Source organism: Gottfriedia sp. S16(2024), assembly GCF_050473765.1.
Classification (GTDB): domain Bacteria; phylum Bacillota; class Bacilli; order Bacillales; family Bacillaceae_G; genus Gottfriedia.
Genome location: NZ_JBFLUO010000001.1, coordinates 5226794 through 5248933, shown reverse-complemented (window position 1 = coordinate 5248933; position 22140 = coordinate 5226794). Strand labels below are relative to the sequence as shown.

Sequence of the window (22140 nt, the reverse complement as noted above, 5' to 3'; positions counted from 1 at the left end):
CGGCATTTTACAAGGTAAACACTAGTTTGAGACATTCAAAATGATCAATCAAAATGCCGAGTCTAACTTTTTTATACCTTCATAAATACCAAAAATGTAAACCTATAGGAGAAATACAATGCAGGAGAAATGGGACGTTCTAGAGGTATTAAGGCATTCGCGTCATGATTGGTTAAACCGAATTCAATTAATAAAAGGATATATGGCCACAGGTCAATCTGACCAGCTAGAAGAAACGATTACGAAAATTGTTGCTGATTCTTTAAATGAAGCTAAAATTTGTTCGTTACAAATTCCAGAGTTTGCAGAATTTATCATTACCTATAACTGGAAGCCTCGTACAATTGTACTAGATTATGAAATTTTAGGGGAACCATGTTCGCTTAAAAATCTAGACGAAGTGATGACAGTATGGATTCAAAATTTTTTAGAAAAACTAGAATCTTGGGTACATATTTATGAGGAAAATTTTGTTAGTTTAACAATTGAAATAAATGATAAAACAGTTAGTTTCTTTTTTGACTTCAGAGGTAAACTAACAAAGAAAGAAGATATGTTGAAGTGGATTGTTTCATCATCAAATGACAGCTCAAAAATTAGAATGATGTCATATTTTTGCGAGACAGAAGAATGTAGTATCGAATTTAAATTGGAAAAATAAAAGAGTGGTGGATTTATGTTTATTGATCAAGTCAAGATATATGTAAAAGGTGGAGACGGTGGAAACGGTATGGTAGCCTTCCGTCGTGAAAAATATGTACCAAAAGGTGGCCCTGCTGGTGGAGACGGTGGTAAGGGAGCTAATGTTGTATTTAGAGTAGATGAAGGCTTAAGAACATTAATGGATTTCCGTTATAAACGTCATTTTAAAGCAGATCGTGGTCAACACGGAATGTCTAAAAATCAACATGGTAAAAATGCAGAAGATATGATTGTAAAAGTACCACCTGGGACGATCGTAACAGATGCTGATTCAGGTGAATTAATAGCAGACCTTACAATGGATGGTCAAACAGCTATTATTGCAAGAGGAGGCCGTGGAGGCCGTGGGAATAGTCGATTTGCATCGCCTGCAAATCCGGCTCCAGAAATAGCTGAAAATGGAGAGCCAGGTAAGGAAAGAAACATTAAACTTGAACTTAAAGTGTTAGCTGATGTTGGTTTAGTTGGTTTCCCAAGTGTTGGTAAATCAACATTATTATCAGTTGTAAGTTCTGCTAGACCAAAAATTGCTGAATATCATTTTACAACAATTGTTCCTAATTTAGGTGTTGTAGAAACTGAAGATAATCGTAGTTTTGTTATGGCCGATTTACCAGGGTTAATTGAAGGGGCACATCAAGGTGTTGGACTTGGGCATCAATTCCTACGTCATATTGAAAGAACACGTGTAATTGTTCATGTAATTGATATGTCAGGTCTTGAAGGCAGAGACCCATATGATGATTACTTAACAATTAATCAAGAGCTAAAAGAATATAATTTACGTTTAACTGAACGACCTCAAGTAGTCGTTGCAAATAAAATGGATATTCCAGAAGCTGAAGAAAACTTAAATAAGTTTAGAGAACAAGTTGGAGATGAAGTTCAAATTTTCCCAATTTCTGCAGTAACACGTCAAGGTTTACGTGATTTATTATTTACAGTTGCAGATTTAGTGGAAACAACTCCAGAATTCCCACTTCATGACGAAGAGGAAGACAAACCATTACGAGTTCTTTATAAATATCAAAAAGAAGAACCTACTTTTGAGATTACTCGTGAAAGTGATGGAACGTTCGTCGTTAAAGGTGAAGAGCTTGAAAAACTATTCAAAATGACTAACTTTGAACGTGAAGAGTCAATTCGTCGATTTGCACGTCAAATGCGTGGTATGGGGATCGATGAAGCATTACGCCAACGAGGTGCTAAAAACGGAGATATCGTTAAAATTTCTGAATACGAATTCGAATTTATCGATTAAAAATTTCTATATAAAAAGAGGGTGTCCAACACCCTCTTTTTTTTATTTCAAAAATAAAGTACTGCAAATAAGGATTGGGGAATCGCAAATAAATCGCGAACTGCAAATGAATTTCGAAAATCGCAAATAAGATAAAGTTTTACCCATGCTAGTAAAGGTATTTTGGCTTAAAATTGTACAAAATAATGACCATTAAAAAGGAAGGGAGCAATTTTACTCTAATTCTTCCTATTTTGACTATAAAATGGCTAAAATGATCAATAAAAAAATCTAAAATATTAACTACAAATTAAAGTCTGGCTTAGATACCCTGCTCTAATAAAAAAGGGATGCCCATGTGTTCCTTACTCTGACACATGAGACATCGCCCTTACCGTATAATCAAAGAAATCTACCAATACCATTTCAAACCTCATAACCCTATACTTACGGTATATCTACCAAAAAACCTTCATTTTTTAATTGTAAGATCGCACTTTCTAGCTGTTGTTCACTATCTGCTTCGATCGTATGAAGATGTGTTCCATTTGTTAAATTAGACAGTGGGACAGAGCTAGTTTCTCCCATTTTTTGAAGAAATAAGGTTATATCATAACGGTTTGCAATTTGTAATTGGGCTGTGATATATCCATAGACAGGATGTTCAACCATTACATCCTTAACTGTAACACCGTGATCGACTAATATTTCTAGTTCTTTTTGAGTTTCTTCTGCTGTATGGTGACAAATAATTACTTTTTTAATTTTGTCAGTTTCCTTATTAGGATGTATATAAATATAACCTTGAGCAGTTGCTAGTATAGGCTCATTTTTCGCTTTTAAAAGTGTAATATCACCTACAACTACTTGTCGACTAACATTTGCTTTTTTAGCTAAGGAATTACCTGATAGGGGTGACTCAGACTCCTTTAACCATTGTAAAACTTTCTTTCTTCTTTCTTCCCCTAAAAGTTTTTTATTCATTTTAATTTCCTCGATTAAAAATTTTGATTAATGATTAATTTTAACACAGACGAAAATTTGATTAAGTCATCTTCTATTGTATGTTTTCCGATTGAAACTCTGAAGAATTGTTTTGCCTCATGAGGGTCTCTTCCAATGGCTAACATCGTTTCTGAAGGTTTCTGCATGCCAATGGCACAAGCGCTTCCAGTTGAAATGGCAAATTGATGTCGATTACATTCAAGCATCACAAACTGACCTTCAAGTCCAATAATCCTCATTCCTATTATATTTGGAATACATTCGCCATCGTTACCTTCAAATTTTACAAGTTGGTTAACATCTTGTAATTGTGATTTTAAAACATTTTTTAAATTGTGACATCTCTTTTGCTCTTCGTCTTGATTTTTTATTATATGACCAGCTGATGTTACGAATGATGCAATTGCTGGAACATTAACAGTTCCGGGACGAATTCCACTTTCATGTGATGTACCGGGATAGATAGGTTGACAAGTTAATTTAGGATTTAAATAAAGGGCTCCAATCCCTTTTGGTCCATATAATTTATGACCTGAAATACTCAAACTAGAAATTTCATATTTTGAGACATCTATTGCTATTTTTCCAAATGATTGTACACAATCGCAATGAAGTAAAATATTAGACGAACTAAATAAATTTGCAATCTCGTTAATCGGTTGAATTGCTCCAATTTCAGAATTTACATGTTGAAAAATACCTAATACAGTATCTTCACGAATGGCATTTTCAATCATTTCTAATGAGATAATCCCGCTATTTGTTACCGGCAAATAAGATACTTCATAGCCTTGTTCTTCCAATACTTTTAAATAATTACCAATTGAAGAATGCTCTAATGTTGTAGTTAAAATATGTTTTCCGATTTTTTTTGTACTCTTTAAGAGGGTTTGGATCGCAATTAAATTTGATTCAGTTCCTCCACTTGTAAAGTAAATTGAAGCGGGGCTAGCATTTATAAATCCCGCTAATTGTTTACGGCATGCTTCAAGTAGCAGTGAAGCCTTTGAGCCAATATCATGTAAACTTCGCTCATTCCCAAAGTAATTTTTAGAGGCAGTGACAAATGTCTCAATTGCTTCTTCACTCATTGGAGTCGTAGCAGCATAGTCTAAATAAATCAATTTAAAGTCTCCTTTTTTACTCATTAAAAAAAAATTTCTTGTCATTAGTTTAAATATATGTAAATATAGGTGTCAAGACAGCTTTTTTATCTATAAGATAAAATTTAAATAGAGGTACTGTAAATGGAGGGGGCAACTATGCGAACTGCAGACGTTGTCATTATTGGCAGTGGGATTGCTGCTTTAATGGCTGCTGAGGAAATTTGTCAGTCTAAAAATGTGATTCTATTCACAAAGAAAAAAATTTGGGACAGCAATTCGATGCTTGCACAAGGTGGAATTGCAGCAGTAATGTCAGAGGATGATTCTTGGGAACTTCATAAACAAGATACGCTCGAAGCGGGTTGTAATGTAAATAATATAGATGCGGTAGAAGAGCTAGTAAAGAACGGAACAAAGTCTATGAAAGAACTTGTTTCTATTGGTATGGAATTTGATAAAGATGAATCTGGCCAGTTTCATCTTGGTAGAGAAGGAGCCCATCGCAAAAATAGAATTTTACATTCTGGCGGTGATGCCACTGGAAAGCATCTAGTAGAAACTGTATATGCTCGGATAAAAGATAAAATAACGATTATTGAACATGAAATGGTAATTGATTTAATAATACATGATGGTATATGCAAGGGTATTTATATACTTAATGAAAATGGTGAATTAGAATCTTGTTTTGCAAACACGACACTTCTGGCAACGGGCGGTATTGGGGCAATGTATCAATTTAGTTCTAATAATAGGGCCATAACCGGAGATGGAATTGCTATGGCATATCGAGCGGGTTGTGAGACCACTGATTTGGAATTTATCCAATTTCATCCTACCATGCTTTACATTAATGGAGCATGTAAAGGTCTAGTATCAGAAGCTGTTAGAGGTGAAGGAGCTTTTTTAGTAACGAAAACTGGTCGTCGCATTATGAAGGGAATCCATCCTTTTGAAGATTTAGCACCAAGAGATGTTGTTAGTAGGGCGATCTTTAATGAAATGCAAAACGGTGAAGAAATCTATTTATCGATCGAAATGATAGATGGATTTGAACAGCGTTTCCCAACAATTACTACAAATCTTATTAATAATGGGATTGATCTACAAAAAGGATTGATTCCAGTTGTTCCAGGTGCACATTTCCACATGGGTGGGATAAAGACATCTGCAAATGGAGAAACGACAATTCCAGGATTGTATGCAGTAGGTGAGGTTGCTTGTACCGGTGTGCATGGTGCAAACCGACTTGCTAGTAATTCTTTATTGGAAGGGATTGTGTTTGGTAAAAAGGTTGCGAAATTTATTGCTGACCTACCTTTAGCTAAAATAGATGGGAATCAACCGAAATACATGATACCAAGATTTAGAACGTTACCTACAAAAGATGAAATTAAAGAAATAATGATGAAGTATATCGGCATTGTAAGAAAGGAAGAAGATTTAAATAAAGCAATCACATATTTTTCTTACTTTTTAGAATCTAAAACAGTAGATTCACGCCCGATGAACAAAGAGGAACTAGAAAGATACAATATGCTAATTACTGGAAAACTAATTGCAGAAGCTGCTGTAAGAAGAAAAGAAAGCATCGGCTCACATTTTATAGAATATATAGATCAACCAGCTAATATTTGAGGAGAGAAATTCATGAATACTTTAAAAGCTAAAAAAATGATTGAGCAATTTTTACTAGAGGATATTGGAGAAGGGGATTTATCCTCAATTCATATTTTCCCAATGCATGAAAGAACAACGGGAAAAGTACTTGCAAAGGCAGATGGAGTAATAGCGGGTACTGAATTAATTGAAATAACTTATAAATTACTTCATGAAGATATTAAAGTAACACTTCACGTTAAAGATGGTGAATCTGTTGTGGCAGGGCAACTACTTGCAGAAGTAGAGGGACCAGTTCAAGTGTTATTATCAGGTGAAAGAGTTATGCTTAATCTTTTACAACGTATGAGTGGAATTGCAACACTTACTTCAAAAGCAGTTGAAACACTAAGCGATGAGAAAATTAAACTAGTCGATACAAGAAAAACGATGCCAGGTTTACGTTTATTTGATAAATATGCAGTTACTTGTGGTGGTGGAGCGAACCATCGTTTCGGTTTATATGATGCAGTGATGCTTAAAGATAATCATATTGCTTACGCAGGTTCAATAAAAAATGCAGTTGAGTCATTACGAAATAAATTAGGTCATATGGTCAAAATTGAAGTCGAGACGGAAAACAAAGATCAAGTTCTTCAAGCTATTGAAGCTGGTGCAGATGTCATTATGTTTGATAATCGTACGCCAGATGAAATAAAAGAATTTGTTAAACTTGTTCCAGAAACGATCGTAACGGAAGCTTCTGGTGGAATTACTTTAGATAATTTAGCAAGTTTTCAAAACTGTGGTGTAAATGTTATTTCTTTAGGCTGTTTAACACATTCAGCAAAAGCATTAGATATAAGCTTCTACTTGTAAAATAGTAGGGATTGGAGTGGGGACAATGAACGTTTTAGATATGATACAAAAAAATGAAGGATATCAAATTCCTGATGAGTACTATACATTATCAACTGAGGAAATGGAAAAAAGAGTAAAAGATATAAAAGAGAGATTAGGTGATGCTCTTTTCATTCCAGGTCATCATTATCAAAAGGAAGAAGTTGTAGTTTTCTCAGATTCGACAGGAGATTCTCTACAACTTGCTCAAGTTGCCGCTAATAATAAAAAAGCGAAATATATTGTATTCTGTGGTGTACATTTTATGGCAGAGACTGCAGATATTTTAACGGAAGATGAACAAATTGTTATTTTACCTGATATGAGAGCAGGCTGTTCAATGGCAGATATGGCAGATCATCATCAAACTGATCGTGCATGGGTAGAGTTACAGAAGCTTTTCGGAGACACAATTTTACCGTTAACATATGTTAATTCAACTGCTGCGATTAAAGCGTTTGTCGGTAGAAATGATGGTGCAACCGTAACATCATCTAATGCTAAAAAGGTAGTTTCTTGGGCTTTCACACAAAAAGAACGTATATTGTTCTTACCTGATCAACATTTAGGCAGAAACACAGCATTTGAATTAGGTGTACCTTTAGAGCATATGGCGATTTGGAATCCAATAACGGACACTTTAGAATATGAGGGAGACCTAAATAACATCAAAGTAATACTTTGGAAAGGTCACTGCTCTGTTCATGAGAATTTTACTGTGAAAAATATTGAGAATGTACGAAAAAATCATCCTGATATGAGGATTATTGTGCATCCAGAATGTTCTAGAGAAGTTGTAGCAGCAAGTGATGACAATGGATCTACAAAATATATTATTGACCAGATTGAAGCTGCTCCTGCAGGAAGTAAATGGGCAATTGGAACTGAGATGAATTTAGTTCAAAGAATTATTAAAAATCATCCTGATAAGGAAATCATTTCATTAAATCCATTTATGTGTCCATGCTTAACAATGAATCGTATCGATTTACCACACTTGTTATGGTCTTTAGAAAATATCGAAAAAGGTAATATCCAAAATATTATTACAGTTGATAAACAAACTGCAAAAGATGCAATTAAGGCATTAGATAAAATGCTTGAGCTTGCTTAAAAATAAAATAAAATATCATAAAAAATTTAAAATCATCTAGTTCAACTTGAGCTAGATGATTTTTTTATAGAAAAAACAAGAATAAAGTAAATACTTATACAAGCTTACTCGTCATAAATTAAAATACCTTCTATCATAAATATAAATATTCAGACATACATTGTTGTGAGGTACTAATGTACAATCCAACGTAGAGGCAATTGGTCAGGAGGGGAAAAGGTGAGAATTCACATAGTAATAAAGGGCGATACCCTTAAGAGCATTGCTCAAAAATATAATATCGACTATGAAGAGATAGTTAAATTAAATGCCCAACTAAGTAATCCAGATATGATCTATCCTGGCATGAAAATAAAAGTGCCAGAAAGGGGAGAAAAACCAGCCCCATTAGGTTCTAAAAAGGAGGTACAGCAACCTAAGCCAAGTGTTGCTTTGGAGGTAGAAGAAGGAAATGTTCAACCTGTAGCTCAGACACAACCTGTTGTCATGCCGAATACAAAGCCAGTTGATAATAATTTGAATATTAATGTAGAGGTTACACCGACAGTAAAACCTGTAATTCAGATACCTATTCCACCTGCGAAACCGACTGTATCACCTGCGACAAATAATGCGAATCAACAAGTATCTCCTGTTCAAACTGGAAAACCAAATGCGAACATACCGCAAGTTGTTTCGCCAGTGGCAGTTAAAAATCCGATAAATGATAATAAATCAAATGTGAACACCAAGGGAGGACAAAGCATGTCAGAGAAAAAGAACTACTTCCCAGGATCATTGGTTTCTCCATCAACACCAAATACGCAAGTATCTCCTGTGGAAACAGGGAAACCAAATCAACAAGTATCGCCAGTAGCAACAGGCAAACCAAATCAACAAGTATCACCGGTAGCAACAGGAAAACCAAATGTGCAAGTATCACCAGTAGCAACAGGAAAACCAAATGTGCAAGTATCGCCAGTGGCAACAGGAAAACCAAAAGAGCAAGTATTACCTGTAGCAACAGGAAAACCGAATATGCAAGTATCACCAGTAGCAACAGGAAAACCGAATATGCAAGTATCACCAGTAGCAACAGGAAAGCCGAATATGCAAGTATCACCAGTAGCAACAGGAAAGCCGAATATGCAAGTATCACCAGTAGCAACAGGCAAACCAAATATGCAAGTATCGCCAGTGGCAACAGGCAAACCAAATATGCAAGTATCGCCAGTGGCAACAGGAAAGCCAAATGCGCAAGTATCACCAGTAGCTACTAATAAAGCTCAAACATTACCGGCGTATGTGGGCCCAAATAATGCACCACAAACATTGCCAGCGTATATGGGGCCGAATGCACCACAAACACTTCCAGCATTTGCAGGACCGAATGTACCGCAAACACTACCAGCGTATGTAGGACCGAATCCAAACGCAGCCCAAACGCTACCAGCATATGTAGGACCGAATCCAAACGCAGCACAAACGCTACCAGCATATGTAGGACCGAATCCAAACGCAGCCCAAACATTACCGGCATATATGGGACCGAACGGAAACTTCCCGCAAACATTACCAGCATATATGGGACCAAATGAAAACTTCCCAGCAACAATGCCAGCATATATGGGACCAAACGCAAACTTCCCAGCAACAATGCCAGCATATATGGGACCAAACGCAAACTTCCCAGCAACAATGCCAGCATATATGGGACCAAATGAAAACTTCCCACAAACATTACCAGCATATATGGGACCAAACGCAAACTACCCATATTATCCACGAGGAGAAGGAGGGACATTACCAACTTTACCGAGTTTTGGAGCTATGCCGATGATGCCAGGAGTAACTGGAGAAGCACCAGTTCCGCCAACTGCGATGCCAACGCCATTACCAGCACCAGTGCCAACACCATTACCAGCGCCAATGCCATTACCTGCACCAATGCCAGGAAATAATATGCAAACACTACCAGCATATATGGGACCGAATCCAAATGTAGCACAAACTTTACCAGCATACATGGGACCGAACGGAAACTTCCCACAAACATTACCAGCATATATGGGACCAAATGAAAACTTCCCAGCAACAATGCCGGCATATATGGGACCAAATGAAAACTTCCCAGCAACAATGCCAGCATATATGGGACCAAACGCAAACTTCCCAGCAACAATGCCAGCATATATGGGACCAAATGAAAACTTCCCAGCAACAATGCCAGCATATATGGGACCAAACGCAAACTTCCCAGCAACAATGCCAGCATACATGGGACCAAATGAAAACTTCCCAGCAACAATGCCAGCATATATGGGACCAAACGCAAACTTCCCAGCAACAATGCCGGCATACATGGGACCAAACGCAAACTTCCCAGCAACAATGCCAGCATATATGGGACCAAATGAAAACTTCCCACAAACATTACCAGCCATGGACTATCCAAAGTTCCAAGGCGGTCCAGTTGTTTCACCATATGCTACTGGACCGACTCCAATGTATCGTGATTCATCTGAACCTTATTTTGATCCAAATTCGCAATTATTTACTCCTTATGCACAAAATCAGTCTTCCTACGGAGTACCATATTTTGAGGAAGATGAACAATAAAGAATTTTATTTAAAAAGGCGATTAATTACTAATCGTCTTTTTTTTATTTAGTTATTTTAATACAGGAATTAATTGGATTAGAAATTATTTCTCATGTAACAGCCTTTAAAGAGCACTTTTTTACTTAAAATGAGTTTCAAACCATCAATTAACAATTTAAAATCCACCTAAAAAGGTCAACCTAACTTTGTAATACATTTTAGTATTACAATTGGCTGTAATTAAAGGGAGGGTTTTATATTGAATAAAAAAGGTCTTATCGTTGCTACAGGTGTGCTAACAGCTTTAACATTATCTGCTTGTGGAACAAACAATAATGCCATGAATGACCATAAAAGAAATGTTGGTTATGAAAAAGTAAACTTCAATAAACCGACAAACCCTTATGCTGTTAATTATCGTTATGAAAACGTAAACTATCCTAATAACCAAGATTATTTCACAAAGAAAAATAATCACTACGGAAATGATCGTATAAATGAAGGTTTAAGTAGTGAATATTCTAATGATGGCGTAATCCATGACGGAACATATGGAAGAAATGTCAATTATACAAATAGAAACTACACGATGGATCAAGTTCGTTATAATAACGATTTAAACACAGCTCCTCTTGTACCATATACAAATATTAGTACAAACACTAATATGAATGCTGGTGAACGAAAGTTTGCGGACCAAATATCTAAACGAGTAGAAGAAATGTCAAATGTATCCAAAGCAAGCACGGTTGCTGTTGGTGATCAGGTTCTTATTGCAGTAGATCTGGTAAATAAAAATGTTGATGAAAGCGCATTTCGATCAAAAATCAAAGACGCTTTATCACCATACACGAGTGGTAAAAAAGTATATGTAACATTTGATGGAACAATTAGAAATAATTTAAATAACATGACAAATAATGTTCCAAATGCCACTAAAAATGTATTATACGATACAAAAGAAAATGTTAAACATATGTATCGTAATGTAAAAAATGATGTTAAGGATGCAACTAATCCAAACCGATAATAATCAATTTTTTACACTGAAAAGGAAGAAGCTCTTGCTTCTTCCTTTTTTAGAGCTTGTTTCTTTGTAATTTACATTTTTCTTAATTCGATGATTAAGATCCTTTTAGTTCTTAGAATAGTTTAACAATTCGTTTGATGAGGGTTAAACAATATGGTAAAGTGATTTTTATATTGACCAAAAGTTCGAAGTGGTCAATTGGTTAATAAGAGAATTTGAGGTGAGTTTTTTGAAAAAGCAAAATATTTTACAAGCTGCCACAAAGTCATTTACCATTTTTGGCTATAAAGCAACTACAATAAGTCAAATCGCAAAACAGGCAAATGTTGGAAAAGGAACGATCTATACTTTCTTCAAAAATAAAGAAGAATTATTTGATGAAATCATCAATAATTTGATTACTGAAATGAAATTTTTAGCAGAACAATCGATTCATGATGAAGATTCATTCATTGAAAAAGCTCATAAAGGAATTGAAGTATTTATTGCTTTTCATAATGAACATGAATTAACAATAAAGTTGCTTCAGGAACAACAAGAAATTGGAACGACTATAGTACATGACGCATTAAAACGATTGAATCAATCAATCATTCTATACATTCAGAAAAAAATTGAAGAAGCAATAGCAAAGAAAGAAATTGTTGAATGTGATCCCAAAATAACAGCTTTGGTAATGTTTCGACTGTATACAACACTTAAAATTGATTGGGAGAAAGAGCACGAGGCGCTAAGTCCTAAAAAAATTACTGAGTTATTTAACTTTTATATCCTAAATGGTTTATCAAAAGGACTAGATTAAGTATCAGGGGATTAGGAGGAGAAAATTTTGATTTTTAAATTAGACAATAAAGATAAAAAAATGGCAAATTTAATTTTAAATGTACAGTTACCCGCATATAAGGTCGAAGCAAAATTAATCAATTTTGAAGGAATACCACAATTAAAGGACAATGTCAAAAGCATTAGAGATTCCAAGGAAATTTTTATCGGTTATGTGATTGAGAATGAATTAAAAGGATTTTTGGCCTATACAGAAAACGATAACGAATTTCAAATATGTAGATTGGTAGTACATCCTAGATGCTTTAAGCGGGGCATTGCAAGAAAATTAGTTAATTATTTTTTAAATGAAGTTGCCAAGAAGAAAAAAGTAATTGTTTCAACAGGATCAGATAACCTACCAGCCATTAACTTATATAAAACTTCTGGTTTTAAATTTCATAAGAAAATTGAAGTGGCACCTAATTTTTTTATATCTCTATTTGAAAATACATATGGTAATTAACCCCCTTTCCTAAAGACAACTCTTTAGGTTTTTTTGTTTAGAAGATTAATGGCCATTTACATATAAAAATTATAAATATGTTGGATAAAGATAAAAGGAATGGTCAAACTAAAAAAGCTTGTATGAATTTGTCTAAAGGAGTGGATGTTTGTGAAAAAGTTCATTTTAATATTTGTTTGTTTACTAGCTTTATTAATACCGGCACAAACTGAAACATTGGCAGCTCATAATGAACTTCAACATAGTTCTAACAAAAAGGGAATTACAATCATTTTACATAAAGTATATATAAACGGTGAAGTGATTGAGGAAATTTACATTAATCAACACAAAACGTTGGGTCAAGTAAAAAAAGAATTTAAGGGTTGGAAAGTCATAGAAGAAAATGATGATCAAATCGTACTAATGAAAAAAATTAATGATCTTTCACCTACTTTAAAGGCGAAAGGTTACTTCGGAATAAATTCAAATGGGGTTTTGAATTTATATATTGGAGTGCCAAGCGGTAATAATATTATCGAATCTTTTTTTCAAATAGATACGAATAAATTAGAAGTAAATAAACAAAAGCAACTTGAACAAGGGATTAAAATTTCGACGAAAGATCATTACGATTATCTATTACATTACTTAAAAGAGTATGAAAGAATCGTAAATTAAATTTCGGAATTTGACTGTGATCAATCGGACGTCTATCTAAAATGTCATATAAAAAAGAATCCACAAAGTAATTTATTTTCCTTGTGGATTTTTTGTATTTGGATGGTTCAAGTCATTTTTCTATCTTGAACTTCCAATTCCTCTATTCTTTCCCATTCACTTCGTAAAATTGAATAAACATAAGTATCATGCACTGTACTACCTTGTATTAAATACTGACGTAGTAGACCCTCATTCGTAAATCCTATTTTTTCAAGAAGTTTTTGGGAAGGTAGATTTTCCGGATAAACGATTGCTCCTATTCGATTTAGTTGAAGAATATTAAATCCATAAGATAATAATGCTTTTAAAGCTTCTGTCGCAAAACCTTTTCTCCAATAGTCTGGGTGTACCTCATAGCCAACTTCGGCCCTTTTGTTTCGTTCTTGGTAGGCAGTAAATCCACATGTTCCGATTAATTTGTTTGTTTCATTATCAATCATCCCCCAACGGATGCCATTGCGCGCTTCATACATTTCTCTAAAATAATGAATTACGTCCAATACTTCACTACTATTTTTTAGTGCATCTAGTCCATAATATTTGGTGACATCTTCTCTTGATAAAATATTGAACATTCGATTAAGATCAGTGACTTTAATTTCTCTTAAATAAAGTCGCTCTGTAGTTAGAATTGGAAACATGTTCAAATCGAATGGCCTCCTTATGGATTTTCTTAAGTACCGATTTTTTAAACTTTCGCTAAATTTATTAGTCATTTTTATGTAAACTTTTTCGTTAAATCATATGTATAAAATTTTTATTTTCGACAGCCGACTATTTTTTTCCTTCTTCTTTCTATGGTACAATGGAATACATGTAAAAAGGGGAGAAAACCATGTACGAATACATAATTGGAAAGATAGAATGGGTTGGACCAGAATATATAGTAATTGATCATAATGGAATGGGCTATCAATTATTTACACCTAATCCATATGTTTTTAGACCTTCAAATGAAATCTTAAAAGTTTATACACATCATTATGTAAGAGAAGATGTTATGATGTTATATGGTTTTAAAACACTAGATGAACGTACTTTATTCCAAAAATTGTTAAGTGTGTCAGGAATCGGTCCTAAAGGTGCCTTGGCAATTGTTGCGACTGGAGAACCAAATCAGATAGTTCATGCGATCGAAGAAGAGGACGAGGTATTTTTAACAAAATTTCCTGGTGTTGGTAAAAAGACAGCAAGACAAATGATCCTTGATTTAAAAGGAAAACTTGAAAAAGTCTTTGGAGCAGTTCAAGTCGATTTATTTACTGACCTAGATGCTATTGAAGAGAAAGAGAGTGCAGCATCTTCATTAGATGATGCAATTGAAGCATTAAAAGCATTAGGCTATGCAGAAAAAGAAGTTAAAAAGATCGTACCGTTATTAAAGAATGAGAAGCTTTCAACGGATGAATATATTAAAAAAGCACTTCAATTACTATTGCAAGCTAAGAGGTGATGAAAATGGATGACCGAATTTTATCTGGTGAAAGTAGTGGCGAGGAATTTGATCAAGAGCTTTCACTAAGGCCTCAATCATTAAGGGAATATATAGGGCAAGATAAAGTCAAAAAGAATTTGCAAGTTTTTATTGAAGCTGCAAAGATGCGAAATGAGTCTTTAGATCATGTTCTATTATACGGTCCTCCTGGATTAGGTAAAACCACTTTAGCAGCGATTATTGCGAATGAACTAGGTGTTGGATTCAAAACGACTTCAGGACCAGCGATTGAGCGTCCTGGAGATTTAGCAGCTATTTTGACTTCACTTCAACCTGGTGATGTATTGTTTATCGATGAAATTCACCGATTGCCTCGAACAGTAGAAGAAGTACTTTATCCAGCAATGGAAGACTTTTTCTTTGACATCGTAATTGGAAAGGATGCAACTGCTAGGTCGGTAAGAATTGATTTGCCTCCATTTACATTAATAGGAGCAACAACAAGAGCAGGTCTCCTTTCCTCACCACTTAGAGATCGTTTTGGAGTATTAAATCGATTAGAATTCTATACTGTTGAACAACTTGCATTGATCGTGAAAAGAACAGCAGAGTTATTCGGAATGGAAATTGAAAATGACGCTGCTTCAGAAGTAGCTAGAAGATCTCGAGGTACCCCTCGAATTGCAAACCGTTTATTAAGAAGGGTTAGAGATTTTGCTCAAGTTCAAGGAAGTGGAATCATTACCTTTGAAATAGCTAAAGACTCTTTAATTCAAATGCAGGTAGATGAAGCAGGTCTAGACCATATCGATCATAAATTGTTACTAGCTATTATTGAGCGATTTAGAGGTGGTCCTGTTGGGGTTGATACGATTGCTGCTTCAATCGGGGAAGAGTCACAAACGATTGAAGATGTATATGAGCCATATTTACTTCAAATTGGCTTTCTTCAGCGGACTCCTAGGGGACGAATTGTTACTGATTTAACATACAAACATTTCGGGTTGCAGGTGCCGGAGCAATGATTGATTTGTCAAAAATTTTAATTACGTTAGGAATTATCTTACTAGTTGTTGGATTGTTTATTCGATTTGTTGGGAAACTTCCAGGCGATATTTTTATAAAAAAAGGAAATGTATCGTTTTACTTTCCGATTGTAACTTGTATTATCATAAGTATTTTATTATCACTTATTTTTTCATTATTTGGGAGAAAATAAGTGAGTAGAAATAAATAGAGTTTGGAAAAGGGAATTGTGGATAATCTCCCTTTCTCCTTACTCCTGAAATTTATGAGGTGTATAGAAATGGATGTAAATTTATTTGATTTTGATTTACCTGAAGAGTTGATTGCTCAGACTCCTTTGTTGGACCGAGAAGCATCGAGACTAATGGTATTACATAAAGAGTCAGGAAATGTAGAGCATAAACAGTTTCCTGATGTGTTAGATTATTTACAAGAGGGCGATTGTTTAGTTTTAAATGAAACAAAAGTAATGCCTGCTAGATTATTTGGTGTGAAAGAAGATACAGGTGCTCAAATTGAAGTATTATTACTTCAACAAGAAGAGCAGGATGTATGGGAAACATTAGTAAAGCCTGCTAAAAGAGTCAAAGAAGGCACAATCATGTTATTTGGAGATGGCAGATTAAAGGCAGAATGTGTAGGTTCTAGTGATCAAGGTGGAAGAAAATTAAAATTCCAATACGATGGGATTTTTTATGAGATCTTAGACCAACTTGGTGAAATGCCACTACCTCCATATATTAAAGAAAAGTTAGAAGATAAAGATCGTTACCAGACAGTATTTGCAAAAGAAATTGGTTCAGCGGCGGCGCCTACTGCAGGTTTACATTTTACAAAAGAACTTTTAGCTAAAGTTCAAGAAAAAGGTGTAAAGTTAGCATTTATTACATTGCATGTAGGTTTAGGTACATTTAGACCAGTAAGTGTAGAATCGATCGAAGAACATGATATGCACTCAGAATACTACTATATGTCTGATGAAACGGCTAAACTGTTAAATGAAACGAAAGCAAACGGTGGTAGAATCATTACTGTCGGAACAACTTCTACTCGTACAGTTGAAACGATTGCTACAGCTAATAATGGTAAGTTTGAAGGGGCTAGTGGTTGGACGTCTATCTTCATTTTCCCAGGATATAAATTTATGGGAATTGATGGGATGATTACGAACTTCCATTTACCAAAATCAACTCTAATTATGCTGATTAGCGCTTTAGCTGGAAGAGAACCAGTTTTATCTGCTTATAAAGAAGCAGTAGATCAAAGATATCGCTTTTTTAGCTTTGGCGATGCAATGTTAATACTTTAAGAATTGAAAGGAATCGAAAAATGACAGCAATTCGTTATGAACATATTAAAACTTGTAAGCAAACAGGTGCGAGATTAGGAATTGTCCATACTCCACATGGTTCATTTGAAACTCCAGCATTTATGCCTGTTGGAACTTTAGCCACTGTTAAAACAATGGCTCCTGAAGATTTAAAAGCAATGGGATCAGGTATTATTTTAAGTAATACTTACCATTTATGGTTAAGACCTGGTCATGAGATTATTAAAAAAGCTGGTGGCTTACATAAATTTATGAACTGGGATCGTGCAATTTTAACAGATTCAGGAGGATTCCAAGTATTTAGCTTGAGTCAATTCCGAAAAATCGAAGAAGAGGGCGTACATTTCAGAAATCACTTAAATGGCGATAAATTATTCCTTTCACCAGAAAAGGCGATGGAAATTCAAAATGCATTAGGTTCTGATATCATGATGGCGTTTGATGAATGTCCACCATACCCTGCTGAGTATGATTACATGAAACGTTCAGTTGAGAGAACAAGTAGATGGGCAGAGCGTTGTTTAAATTCTCACCAAAGACCAGAGGATCAAGGATTATTTGGAATTGTTCAAGGGGGAGAATACGAAGACCTTCGTAAACAATCTGCAAGAGACTTAGTTTCTTTAGATTTCCCAGGTTATGCAATTGGTGGATTATCAGTTGGAGAACCAAAGGATGTAATGAATAGAGTTTTAGAGTTTACGACACCTTTCCTACCAACGGATAAACCAAGATATTTAATGGGAGTGGGTTCTCCTGACTCATTAATTGATGGCGCAATTCGAGGAGTGGATATGTTTGACTGTGTACTTCCAACGCGTATCGCTCGTAATGGTACATGTATGACTAGCGAAGGACGATTAGTTATAAAGAATGCAAAATATGCAGAGGACTATTCTCCGCTTGATCCTAATTGTGATTGTTATGCATGTAAAAACTATACAAGAGCATATATCCGTCATTTAATCCGATGCGAAGAGACGTTTGGAATGCGTTTGACTACTTACCATAACTTACATTTTCTGTTACAATTAATGGAACAAGTTCGCCAAGCAATCCGCGAAGACCGTTTAGGTGATTTCCGAGAAGAGTTTTTTGAACAATACGGTTTTAATAAGCCGAACGCTAGGAACTTCTAAAATTTACATATTGAAAGGAAGATTAAGATGGGTAATGGTTTAATGGGGATTTTACCTCTAATATTAATGTTCATAGTTTTCTACTTCTTACTAATTCGTCCACAACAAAAGCGTCAAAAGCAAACAGCTTCTATGCAAGCTGGAATTAGCAAAGGCGATATGGTTGTAACAATCGGTGGATTACACGGATTAGTTGATGCTGTTAACGAAGAAAATAATACAATTACATTAAAAACTGCTGATGGATCACGTATGGTATTTGAAAAAAACGCAATTCGTGAAACAAGAAATCAAGCTTAATTTTACTTAATTGTAGCGTAAGAAACGCTAGTTCCTTTTGGGAACTAGCGTTTTGTTTATTCTGTAAGAAATTTAAATTAAGTCTAAAGTGATTTAGATATAACTCAAAAAACTTTATTGATTATAAGATTTATTACTTGCCGCATTCACTCCAAAAATTGACCCTAACATACAAACACCTAAGAAAATACCGTGATACATTATTTGTTCCTGTGAAAAAGTTCGATCATAGCCAAGAAACTGTACAAAAAATACAAAAATAGAATACGCTCCACTTGTTAATAATCCAAGAATCCAACCTTTTTCTTTCCCTTTCGCTCCTGTAACAAAACCACCAATTAACATAACGATAAATGATAGGATAAGAGTAGTTGTTGTGACACTTGCTTCTGTAAGTGAAGTTAGTTTAAGTAATAATGATAAAATCAAACTAATTGACAATACTAATAAAAGAATAGTTAAAAAGCCAAAAGAGACAGCTACAGCTGTTTTTTTCATTCATATTCCCCCTTGTACACTCTTTTAATACAAGCATATTCATGAGATGAATTTTTAGAATACTTATAGGGCAATTACAAATAGTAAAATTATGAACAAAATTCTACTATTATTTTCTTTATGGGAAATTAGTAGGGTTTGGATTCATATTTACAGGTGTCAGTGCTAGCTTAAGATCAATTTTTTTGAAAATCAACAAGTTTTGGATGTGAGGGTAAGTAAAATGGAATTAGGTTCTATGACGATTCGTACCATTTTAATCTATTTAATTATTGCATTTTTCTTTCGGATAATGGGTAAGAGAGAAATAGGTGAGTTAAGTTTATTAGATCTAGTCGTTTATATTTTATTAACTGAAATAGCAGCAATCGGGATCGAAAACCATAATGATCCGATCGTAAAAGTAATCTATCCAATGTTTTTAATTGTAGTTATCCAAATAATTTTTTCTTTAATTTCGCTAAAAAGTGTTAAATTTAGAAAAATATTAGATGGACATCCTGTATTAATCATTAGTAAAGGTAAAGTTTTAGAGAAAGAGATGAAAAAACAAAGATACACATTTGACGACCTATTACTCCAACTAAGAGAAAAGGATATTGGAGATGTACGGGATGTTGACTATGCATTACTAGAACCTACAGGAAAATTATCAATATTTAAAAAGGAAATAAACGGTGATATAAATTATAGCTCACTCACATTTCCACTAATATTAGATGGCATCGTACAAGAAGATAATTTAAATCAGTATCATAAAGATAAACAGTGGTTATTAGAAGAGTTAAAAAAACATGGATATGATGAATTCAAACAAGTATCTTATTGTAGCTTACGAGGAGGAGAAATATTTTTTGATAAGAAAGACGAATAATTTAGGATTTAGAAATATCAGTATCCTGCAGTGGAAATTAACTAACATATACATAAAAGAAAATTAATAAACCACAAAGAACATTTAATTACTTTGTGGCTTCAGAGTTTTGAAATATAAAACGGTCAGTAACAAGACGTACATTAAGTGAACATTTTAATGATTAAATTATCAATTTTGGTGAGAAATTAATGATTTTAAATGTTAATATGTTTGAGCAGTTTTATAGATCAATGAACTCTAGTAATTGATTATTATTGATTAGTTAAAAATATATAAGGGCTAACTTATAGAAAAACAATTTCAAATGATTATTATAATACGTTGGTGTTCGATCTTAATTGACCTACATATTGATTAACAAACTTTTATGCTACCCTTAGTAAAGGATTTTAAATTAGATTTTTTAGTGTAAACTTTTTTTGATGAAAAAGTTGATTGGAGCGGATGTTGCTCGACTCCTATGGGATTAGCGGGAAGGCTGAGACCCCGCAGGCTTGCCGAGGAGGCTAAAGAATCTCGCCCCATGGAAAGCGAGCATCCTGTAGTGGAGATCAACATCAATCAACTCCTTTACGAAAATTTGATAACTAGTTTACAAAAGTGTTTTTCAACAGAGTGAAACCACAAAGTACATTAATTACTTTGTGGTTTTGTTATGATCTATTCTATTGTCCATTATCTTGTAATTAACTTTTTAAAGAATGGGATTCGAATGATCTCATCTTTCTTAACTAGATTAAATAATAGAATTAATAAGATATACATTAAAGTGACAACCGAAATACTTGCTAAGGTTTGTACTAATAATGAGGATGAAAAAACTACGTATTCTTTGATGAATTTTCCGACATAAATACAAATTCCTAAAATGACTAGACAATAAACATAATCCTTAACGAAAATTGAAAAGTTGATGGCTTTTAATACAGTGAAATAGTGAAGTACCGTTATTGTTACAATACTAATATTCATAGCTAACGCAACACCGTTAATACCAAACTTTGGATTTGTAGCTAGTAATAAAATACTAGCAATTTTAACGACCGAACCGACAAAGCTATTAATCATGGCTGAATTTGCAAGATTAAGTGCCTGCAATACAGCTTGTAGTGGTCCTTGGAAATAGTAAAAAATAAAGCAAGGTGCTAAAAGTAATATAAAATTTGTAGCTTGGTCACTTTTGTACATTAGTGTTAAAATCGGTGAGGCAAAGACGTATAAAATAACAACAGACCAACCACCCGCAATCATTGAGTAGCGTAGTGCTTGCTGCAATCTTCTTTCAACAGTTACACGATCTTTTTTGGCCATTGCTTCACTAATCGCTGGCACAAGTGCTGTAGATAGTGCATAAGTAATAAACGCTGGTAAAAGTAATAGAGGTAAAGCATATCCTGCAAGCAATCCATATTGTTTAGTTGCAACAGCTGCGGTTACCCCTGCAATCGCTAAACTTTGTGAGACAACTATTGGTTCTAAAAACATTGATATTGAACCAATTAAACGACTTCCAGTTGTTGGTAGAGCAATACTTAATAGGTCGCTAAGAGTTTTTCTTCCATCTTTAATATTGTTCTTAAATCCAGAAATGAACTTTGCATTTTTTTCTTTCTTAAAAACATAAAGCATATAAATTAAAGAAGCTAATTCCCCTAATACAGAAGAGATAATGGCGCCACTAGCGGCAAATTCAACTCCATATGGTAAAAAAGTTTTAGTACAAACTGCAACTAGTACTATACGAACAACTTGTTCAATAACTTGGGAAAAGGAAGAAGGTCGCATATTCTGAACGCCTTGAAAATATCCACGTAATACTGATGAAATAGCAATAATTGGAACTACTGGTGCGATGGCAATTAGTGGGTACATAGTCCTTTCGTCCGTTAATAAGTTTTTAGCAATATAAGGGGATAAAAATATCATTGCTGTTGTAAAAATAATACTTAATATGCCAGTTATTGACATTGATACAGCTAAAATCTTTTTTATCCGATCTTGTCTATTTTGAGCAACTGCTTCTGCAATTAATTTTGAGATGGCAATTGGTAAGCCGAGCTGTGTAAGCGTCATGACCAAAAATAGTGTCGGGACTGCCATCATAAATAATCCTACGCCTTCTTCACCCATTATTCTTGCTACAACAATACGATTAAAAAACCCTAAAATTCTTGTGATGAGCCCTGCAATAAGTAAAAAAAACGTTCCTCTTAAAAACGTTTGCTTTGTCATTACTTTTACCACCTTCTCAAACAGCCTAGAATGATTT

The 22140-nt window shown here is 34.3% G+C and carries 22 protein-coding genes; 17 read left to right on the top strand and 5 right to left on the bottom strand.

The genetic code is table 11. The features are described from left to right. Positions 1 to 118 precede the first annotated feature (118 nt). Both AB1282_RS25310 and obgE read left to right on the top strand, forming a co-directional pair. Complete coding sequence (locus tag AB1282_RS25310; RefSeq protein WP_056472579.1) at positions 119 to 661, top strand: Spo0B C-terminal domain-containing protein; 543 nt, start codon at positions 119 to 121, stop codon at positions 659 to 661. 15 nt (positions 662 to 676) lie between these two features. After that, entirely contained in the window at positions 677 to 1963 is a 1287-nt protein-coding gene (gene obgE, locus AB1282_RS25305) for a GTPase ObgE (protein WP_056472581.1), read from the top strand. Positions 1964 to 2389: 426 nt separating this feature from the next. Here the strand turns inward: obgE and AB1282_RS25300 are convergent, their stop codons facing one another. Together AB1282_RS25300 and AB1282_RS25295 are read right to left on the bottom strand one after the other, a co-directional pair. Continuing rightward, entirely contained in the window at positions 2390 to 2932 is a 543-nt protein-coding gene (locus AB1282_RS25300) for a transcription repressor NadR (protein ID WP_429901231.1), read from the bottom strand. 8 nt (positions 2933 to 2940) lie between these two features. Beyond that, on the bottom strand, positions 2941 to 4095 hold the full coding sequence (locus AB1282_RS25295) for an IscS subfamily cysteine desulfurase (protein ID WP_429901011.1): 1155 nt from the start codon (positions 4093 to 4095) through the stop codon (positions 2941 to 2943). A gap of 114 nt (positions 4096 to 4209) precedes the next feature. Between AB1282_RS25295 and nadB the strand changes: the two genes are divergently transcribed. From nadB to AB1282_RS25255, 8 genes are all read left to right on the top strand, one after another. Continuing rightward, complete coding sequence (gene nadB, locus AB1282_RS25290) at positions 4210 to 5691, top strand: L-aspartate oxidase (RefSeq protein WP_429901009.1); 1482 nt, start codon at positions 4210 to 4212, stop codon at positions 5689 to 5691. Between the two features lie 12 nt (positions 5692 to 5703). Further along, the gene (gene nadC, locus AB1282_RS25285; RefSeq protein WP_390309911.1) at positions 5704 to 6531 is read left to right on the top strand and encodes a carboxylating nicotinate-nucleotide diphosphorylase; all 828 of its coding nucleotides are present in this window, start codon (positions 5704 to 5706) and stop codon (positions 6529 to 6531) included. 25 nt (positions 6532 to 6556) lie between these two features. Beyond that, entirely contained in the window at positions 6557 to 7666 is a 1110-nt protein-coding gene (gene nadA, locus AB1282_RS25280; protein ID WP_025569222.1) for a quinolinate synthase NadA, read from the top strand. A gap of 219 nt (positions 7667 to 7885) precedes the next feature. Further along, complete coding sequence (locus AB1282_RS25275) at positions 7886 to 10264, top strand: LysM peptidoglycan-binding domain-containing protein (protein WP_429901007.1); 2379 nt, start codon at positions 7886 to 7888, stop codon at positions 10262 to 10264. A gap of 241 nt (positions 10265 to 10505) precedes the next feature. Further along, entirely contained in the window at positions 10506 to 11276 is a 771-nt protein-coding gene (locus AB1282_RS25270) for a YhcN/YlaJ family sporulation lipoprotein (RefSeq protein WP_056472600.1), read from the top strand. Positions 11277 to 11496: 220 nt separating this feature from the next. Continuing rightward, on the top strand, positions 11497 to 12078 hold the full coding sequence (locus tag AB1282_RS25265) for a TetR/AcrR family transcriptional regulator (protein ID WP_429901005.1): 582 nt from the start codon (positions 11497 to 11499) through the stop codon (positions 12076 to 12078). Between the two features lie 27 nt (positions 12079 to 12105). After that, positions 12106 to 12564, top strand: coding sequence for a GNAT family N-acetyltransferase (locus AB1282_RS25260; RefSeq protein ID WP_429901003.1), 459 nt, complete (start codon positions 12106 to 12108; stop codon positions 12562 to 12564). Between the two features lie 150 nt (positions 12565 to 12714). Continuing rightward, positions 12715 to 13224: a BofC C-terminal domain-containing protein gene (locus AB1282_RS25255; RefSeq protein WP_056472605.1), complete on the top strand. Its 510-nt coding sequence runs from the start codon at positions 12715 to 12717 to the stop codon at positions 13222 to 13224. Between the two features lie 107 nt (positions 13225 to 13331). Here AB1282_RS25255 and AB1282_RS25250 read toward each other — a convergent pair whose 3' ends face one another. Beyond that, positions 13332 to 13907 (bottom strand): GNAT family N-acetyltransferase, encoded by a 576-nt coding sequence (locus AB1282_RS25250; protein ID WP_429901229.1) that lies wholly within the window; start codon positions 13905 to 13907, stop codon positions 13332 to 13334. 194 nt (positions 13908 to 14101) lie between these two features. Here AB1282_RS25250 and ruvA point away from each other — a divergent pair, with 194 nt between their 5' ends. The 6 genes from ruvA to yajC all read left to right on the top strand — a co-directional run bounded on the left by ruvA (position 14102) and on the right by yajC (position 18496). Beyond that, the gene (gene ruvA, locus AB1282_RS25245; protein WP_056472609.1) at positions 14102 to 14719 is read left to right on the top strand and encodes a Holliday junction branch migration protein RuvA; all 618 of its coding nucleotides are present in this window, start codon (positions 14102 to 14104) and stop codon (positions 14717 to 14719) included. Positions 14720 to 14724: 5 nt separating this feature from the next. Then, entirely contained in the window at positions 14725 to 15726 is a 1002-nt protein-coding gene (gene ruvB, locus AB1282_RS25240; protein WP_056472613.1) for a Holliday junction branch migration DNA helicase RuvB, read from the top strand. Then, entirely contained in the window at positions 15723 to 15920 is a 198-nt protein-coding gene (locus AB1282_RS25235; RefSeq protein ID WP_056472616.1) for a DUF2905 domain-containing protein, read from the top strand. Before ruvB ends, AB1282_RS25235 begins: the two co-directional genes overlap by 4 nt. Positions 15921 to 16007: 87 nt before the next feature. Continuing rightward, positions 16008 to 17036 carry a tRNA preQ1(34) S-adenosylmethionine ribosyltransferase-isomerase QueA gene (gene queA / locus AB1282_RS25230; RefSeq protein ID WP_429901001.1) on the top strand — a complete coding sequence of 343 codons (1029 nt, stop codon included), beginning with the start codon at positions 16008 to 16010 and terminating at the stop codon, positions 17034 to 17036. Positions 17037 to 17056: 20 nt separating this feature from the next. Then, on the top strand, positions 17057 to 18196 hold the full coding sequence (gene tgt, locus AB1282_RS25225) for a tRNA guanosine(34) transglycosylase Tgt (protein ID WP_056472622.1): 1140 nt from the start codon (positions 17057 to 17059) through the stop codon (positions 18194 to 18196). Positions 18197 to 18223: 27 nt separating this feature from the next. Then, positions 18224 to 18496 carry a preprotein translocase subunit YajC gene (gene yajC / locus AB1282_RS25220; RefSeq protein WP_286131712.1) on the top strand — a complete coding sequence of 91 codons (273 nt, stop codon included), beginning with the start codon at positions 18224 to 18226 and terminating at the stop codon, positions 18494 to 18496. Positions 18497 to 18610: 114 nt separating this feature from the next. On the opposite strand, the gene AB1282_RS25215 is transcribed toward yajC, so the two are convergent. Further along, entirely contained in the window at positions 18611 to 18994 is a 384-nt protein-coding gene (locus tag AB1282_RS25215; protein ID WP_056472625.1) for a TIGR04086 family membrane protein, read from the bottom strand. A gap of 223 nt (positions 18995 to 19217) precedes the next feature. Between AB1282_RS25215 and AB1282_RS25210 the strand changes: the two genes are divergently transcribed. Then, positions 19218 to 19868, top strand: coding sequence for a DUF421 domain-containing protein (locus AB1282_RS25210; protein ID WP_056472628.1), 651 nt, complete (start codon positions 19218 to 19220; stop codon positions 19866 to 19868). Between the two features lie 678 nt (positions 19869 to 20546). Here AB1282_RS25210 and spoVB read toward each other — a convergent pair. Continuing rightward, a complete protein-coding gene (gene spoVB / locus AB1282_RS25205; RefSeq protein WP_056472631.1) occupies positions 20547 to 22103 on the bottom strand; it encodes a stage V sporulation protein B in 1557 nt (518 codons plus the stop codon). Between the last annotated feature and the right edge of the window lie 37 nt (positions 22104 to 22140).

Bases quoted from the DNA above. Each gene is read 5' to 3' on its own strand.
- AB1282_RS25310 (WP_056472579.1), top strand. From the start codon at position 119: ATGCAGGAGAAATGGGACGTTCTAGAGGTATTAAGGCATTCGCGTCAT.
- obgE (WP_056472581.1), top strand. From the start codon at position 677: ATGTTTATTGATCAAGTCAAGATATATGTAAAAGGTGGAGACGGTGGA.
- AB1282_RS25295 (WP_429901011.1), bottom strand. From the start codon at position 4,095: ATGAGTAAAAAAGGAGACTTTAAATTGATTTATTTAGACTATGCTGCT.
- nadB (WP_429901009.1), top strand. From the start codon at position 4,210: ATGCGAACTGCAGACGTTGTCATTATTGGCAGTGGGATTGCTGCTTTA.
- nadC (WP_390309911.1), top strand. From the start codon at position 5,704: ATGAATACTTTAAAAGCTAAAAAAATGATTGAGCAATTTTTACTAGAG.
- nadA (WP_025569222.1), top strand. From the start codon at position 6,557: ATGAACGTTTTAGATATGATACAAAAAAATGAAGGATATCAAATTCCT.
- AB1282_RS25250 (WP_429901229.1), bottom strand. From the start codon at position 13,907: ATGTTTCCAATTCTAACTACAGAGCGACTTTATTTAAGAGAAATTAAA.
- ruvA (WP_056472609.1), top strand. From the start codon at position 14,102: ATGTACGAATACATAATTGGAAAGATAGAATGGGTTGGACCAGAATAT.
- ruvB (WP_056472613.1), top strand. From the start codon at position 14,725: ATGGATGACCGAATTTTATCTGGTGAAAGTAGTGGCGAGGAATTTGAT.
- AB1282_RS25235 (WP_056472616.1), top strand. From the start codon at position 15,723: ATGATTGATTTGTCAAAAATTTTAATTACGTTAGGAATTATCTTACTA.
- queA (WP_429901001.1), top strand. From the start codon at position 16,008: ATGGATGTAAATTTATTTGATTTTGATTTACCTGAAGAGTTGATTGCT.
- tgt (WP_056472622.1), top strand. From the start codon at position 17,057: ATGACAGCAATTCGTTATGAACATATTAAAACTTGTAAGCAAACAGGT.
- yajC (WP_286131712.1), top strand. From the start codon at position 18,224: ATGGGTAATGGTTTAATGGGGATTTTACCTCTAATATTAATGTTCATA.
- AB1282_RS25215 (WP_056472625.1), bottom strand. From the start codon at position 18,994: ATGAAAAAAACAGCTGTAGCTGTCTCTTTTGGCTTTTTAACTATTCTT.
- AB1282_RS25210 (WP_056472628.1), top strand. From the start codon at position 19,218: ATGGAATTAGGTTCTATGACGATTCGTACCATTTTAATCTATTTAATT.
- spoVB (WP_056472631.1), bottom strand. From the start codon at position 22,103: ATGACAAAGCAAACGTTTTTAAGAGGAACGTTTTTTTTACTTATTGCA.